This window comes from Streptomyces sp. NPDC047022 (assembly GCF_040644155.1).
Taxonomy (GTDB): Bacteria; Actinomycetota; Actinomycetes; order Streptomycetales; family Streptomycetaceae; genus Streptomyces.
On the sequence record NZ_JBEYVV010000082.1, the window covers coordinates 1 to 4,090 of the forward strand.

The 4,090-nt window shown below is 65.6% G+C and carries 3 protein-coding genes; 2 read left to right on the forward strand and 1 reads right to left on the reverse strand.

Annotated elements, in window-relative coordinates:
• The first annotated feature begins 499 nt into the window (after positions 1-499).
• Positions 500-691, forward strand: a complete 192-nt coding sequence (locus ABZ845_RS31775; RefSeq protein WP_360986966.1) for a hypothetical protein — start codon at positions 500-502, stop codon at positions 689-691.
• Positions 692-1,044: 353 nt separating this feature from the next.
• Here the strand turns inward: ABZ845_RS31775 and ABZ845_RS31780 are convergent, their stop codons facing one another.
• Positions 1,045-2,631, reverse strand: a complete 1,587-nt coding sequence (locus tag ABZ845_RS31780) for a VCBS repeat-containing protein (protein WP_360986969.1) — start codon at positions 2,629-2,631, stop codon at positions 1,045-1,047.
• Between the two features lie 530 nt (positions 2,632-3,161).
• Between ABZ845_RS31780 and ABZ845_RS31785 the strand changes: the two genes are divergently transcribed.
• Complete coding sequence (locus ABZ845_RS31785) at positions 3,162-3,350, forward strand: hypothetical protein (protein ID WP_360986972.1); 189 nt, start codon at positions 3,162-3,164, stop codon at positions 3,348-3,350.
• Positions 3,351-4,090 lie beyond the last annotated feature (740 nt).

The window sequence follows — 4,090 nt, forward strand, 5'->3', positions numbered from 1 at the left end:
GGATCAGGCTGCCCCCAGCTTCACCAGGCCGCTGCGACGGCCCGGCGGAGAAGGCCTTTCACCTCCACTCGATTGCGTAGCGCCTCGTGGCGCACCCCTGTGACAGCGAATCTTGATGATCGCGGTGGTCAGAGGCCAGAGGGTGCGCGCCGGCGCCGCTCACGCATTACGAGTTGTCCGATCTTGGTCCAGAGGCGTCCACGGGCGTTCGCAGTGAGGCTCGACCGCTTGGTCAGAGATACTGCCGGACTTCCGTGGACGCCTGCGGATCGCCCTGGAACAGACAGGCGTTGAGACCACAGTTGAGACCACGACCTCTTCGTCCCGAAGCAACTTGATGGGGACGTCTGCCTTGCGTGGTTGTGCTTCCTAGCTGTGCTGACCGTCCGCAAGCGTTCGTGTTCGTCCGCCGGTGTGCGTCGGCGTTGTCACACAGTTAGACACTCACCTAGCGACCCGCTCGACCAGCCATCCACTCATCAAGCCTGATCTTGATCTGGTGATTGTGCTCGGCGTAGTCAACCACCACCCCGCCCACGTCAGTTCCGAGCTGAGGCAGCTCCATGTGGTGGGGCATGTTCCCTCCGACTTCGGCGAGGCCGACCGCGTTGGCGTGACCGTCGATCTGGATGAAGACACCGAATCTCTGACGTCCGATGACTCGCCCGGTGACGTGAGCGCCGGCGGGTAGAGCGGCAATGGTCTGGGGCCAAGACTGACGAAGGTCCTCTGGCCTTGGAGCCTTCGGAGGCCATGCGAACTCGGACATGCGCCTGATGATGACGCACCACGGGAAAGAGCGCCATCAGCTTGGGAAGCTGCGATCACTCTGGGCGGCATCTGGCGCTGACCTGCGCCAACGGCCAAGACGGGGCGTTGTCGGGCTCGGCTGCTTTCACCGTTGTTCCCCGTCCATTCTGGTGCGGTTGTGGTGCGGCCACCCGTGACGTTCCGAGGGCGGAGGCACGGGCTCGCTTGGCTGGTCTTCGCCTCCGCTCCGGCACGCGTGCCGTTCGCGCACCGGAGCGCCGGGGGGAAGGGGGTTCAGGAGATGTCGTGGTAGCCGTTCCAGCCGCCGGTCCCGATCTCGGTACGAGTACCGAACTTGCTGTTCCCCAGGCCCGGGTAGAGCCACAGGCGGCCCGCGGAGTCGATGGCCACCAGATCGCCCTTGCCGTCCCCGGTGAGGTCGCCCGGCGCGGCGAGCTTGGTGTAGCCCTGCCAGCCGTGGCCGATGTACGTGCGGCCGCCGAACTTGCCGTTGCTCAGGCCCGGGTACAGGTACATGGACCCGCCGGGCGTGGTGGCGACGATGTCCGCGATGCCGTCGCCAGTGAGGTCTCCGGCTCCGACGATCCGGTTGTCGATGTTCCACCCGCCGCCGATGAGGACCGGCTTGCCGGTGACCCCGCCACCGCTGACCCCCGCGATGAACCACAGGTCGCCGCCGGTGTCACGGGCGATCAGATCCGCGTGGCCGTCGCCGTTGAGGTCGCCGGGTCCGGCCAACGCCGTGTAGTGCTCCGTCGGGAAGCCCTGCGAGCCGGTCGCGAAGAGGTTGAGCAGAATACCGTCGCTGGAGTTGACCACGAGTCCGCTCTGGCCGTTGTCGTCCGGCGCGACGGTGGAGGTCATCAGGGGATAGTCGGCGGGTGCGTAGCTGTACCCGATCTGTTGGCGGGCGCCGATGGTGCCGTTCTCCTGGCCCGTGTAGACGTACACGTCGCCCTTGGCGTCACGGCCGATGACCTGCCCCTTGCCGAAGTCCGGCTGGTGGCCTTCGTTGGCGAGCGCGTTGAAGCTCGCCCAGCCCGTCTCGACCTGGGTCCGGCCGATGTAGCCTCCGGCTCCGTTCGCGTAGTAGGCGTACAGCGTTCCCGCCTCGGTGCGGCCGATGATGTCGCCGTGGCCGTCGCGATTCCAGTCCAGGCCGATCAGCTGGTTGTACATGTTCCAGCCGGTGCCGATCTCCCGTCGGCCGGAGAGCGAGCCGTTCGCGGTGGCGTCGTACAGCCACAACCGGCCGGACAGGTCGCGGGCGAGCAGCGAGCCGCGGGCGGCGGTGTCGAAGTTCGCCGTGCCGATGAGCTGGTCGTAGATGTTCCAGTTGGTGCCGACCTGCACCCGGGGCCGGAAGGGCTGGCTGAGGCTGTTCTGGCTGGCGTAGTACCAGAGCCGGCCGTGGGTGTCCCGGGCCATCAGATCGGCCCGGCCGTCACCGCTGGGGTCGCCGACGACGGTGACCTGGTTGTAGGTCTGCCACCCGCCACCGACGGCGATGTACTTCGCGCTGGGCCGAGCATAGCTGCTGGGATACAGGCGCAGCTGACCAGAGGCGGTGACGCCGAGATAGTCGTCGCCACTGCCACCGCTGATGTGACCGACATCCAGCAGTTGCCGGAACTCGGCCCCGCCCATGGGGGTGATCTCCGAGTAGTTCTGGCCGCTCCGGGTCTCCACCGACATGCTGTACGACTGCGCGGTCACGCGGCTGGGTTCGGCCCACGCGGTCGCCGCCGCGGCACTGCCGGCCGCCAAGACGGTGAGCGTGAGGGCGCTCAGGCCAAGGGCGGTGCCCGTGGCCAGGGCGACGAGCCGTTTCACGGCACGACGCGTGCGTATGGGGAACAAGATGCCTCCCTGGAACCGGTGCGCTGACGATGCGCCAGACCGGTGATCCATATGATCGAGGGAAGGATAGAACGATCACATAGTGATGATCGATCCCATGTTCGGTAAAGACGATCGCAAGCGAAGGAAGAGCGCGGTCAGCTCGGACCGGCATCGGCCTTGGCTGACGTGCAGCGCTCTTAGCTTGGGAAGCTAGGGGCGTTCGGGGGAGGTTGCCGGGCTGACCTGGGGCGAAGCGGAGTCGAGGCTTGGACTTCCGTCGTCCTGATCCCCGGTGTTCCCCGTTGTTCCCCGCACGACCTGGCACGGGTCTGGCACGGCCTCTTCGCCGAGCAGCACCGACCGCTGCCGATCTTGCGCGACAGGTTTGTATGCCTCGACATCGCGCCGCTCCAAGACCCGCTTCCGATACACGCCCTCTAGGGTGATCGAGTCTCCTTACGGGTGAGGAGACGCGGTCAACGTGGCTGTTCCATTGTGAAGTTGGTCTAAAGAGCTGCAGAACAGGCCCAGGCTTGGGGGTCATCTCGGTGTACGTCTACAACCGGTCGTTCGACAAGGTCGGAATCGTCGATGCGAGCGGACAGATCTACAACCGGTCGTACGGCAAGGTCGGACACGTCGATGGAGCCGGTTCCGCAGCGTATATCGGCGGCGCTGGTGTGCTCCTGCTTGGCTTGGCACCAGATTGGAAGACGCCGTATGCGGATCGCGGGTGATCTGGGAAGGTACTGACCTGGGCCGGAGCGTGATCGGCGCCGCTGTTCCCCGTGAGTCCCCGCTGCGTCCCGCCGGAACGGGCACGCAACGGGCACGGCCCCGGCCGGGTACGAGCGCGCCTCGGACGGCCCAGAGACGGCTCCGCTCAGCTCGAAGACTGGGGTGGCTTCAGCAGGTGCTTGTCAGTGAAAGCGTTCATGAAGTCCACCGCGAATGCTCGTGTCTCCGGCCGGACGGTCTCTTCAGGATCTTCCCCGTACCAGAAAAATGTCTCCAGATCTCTCTCTGCTCCGTCCAACCACCAGGCCAGTCGGTTCAGCTTCCCCTCAACTCAGCTGGATCGCGACCCGGTGCACTCGATCGGTCTGCTCAGCGTAGTAGGTCTCCAGGGTGCGAAGGGCGAGATCAAGCGACTCCGGAGCGAAGGTTGCCCGGCACAGTTCGAGGGCTTCAGCGGAAAGCGGCATACCTCGAGGATGGACGCTACGGGTCTCGAACGGCAGAGGTCGGCGGAGCGGCTTTGGGCTGGAGTTTCAATGACCCAGTCAAGCGCCCCAGCCTGGGGCTTGGAGCACTAGTAGATCGTCGCGGCTAAGGATTGTTCTGGTTGGTGGAGTTGGGGTCGGGCAAGCTCCCCTTGTCGCTTCCGTTCGACCGGGCAGGGGTGCCGTGTCCTCACAGAAGAAGTATCCGGTTGCGTTGAGTGCCGAAGATCGTCTGGCGTTGGTGCGCGTGACGA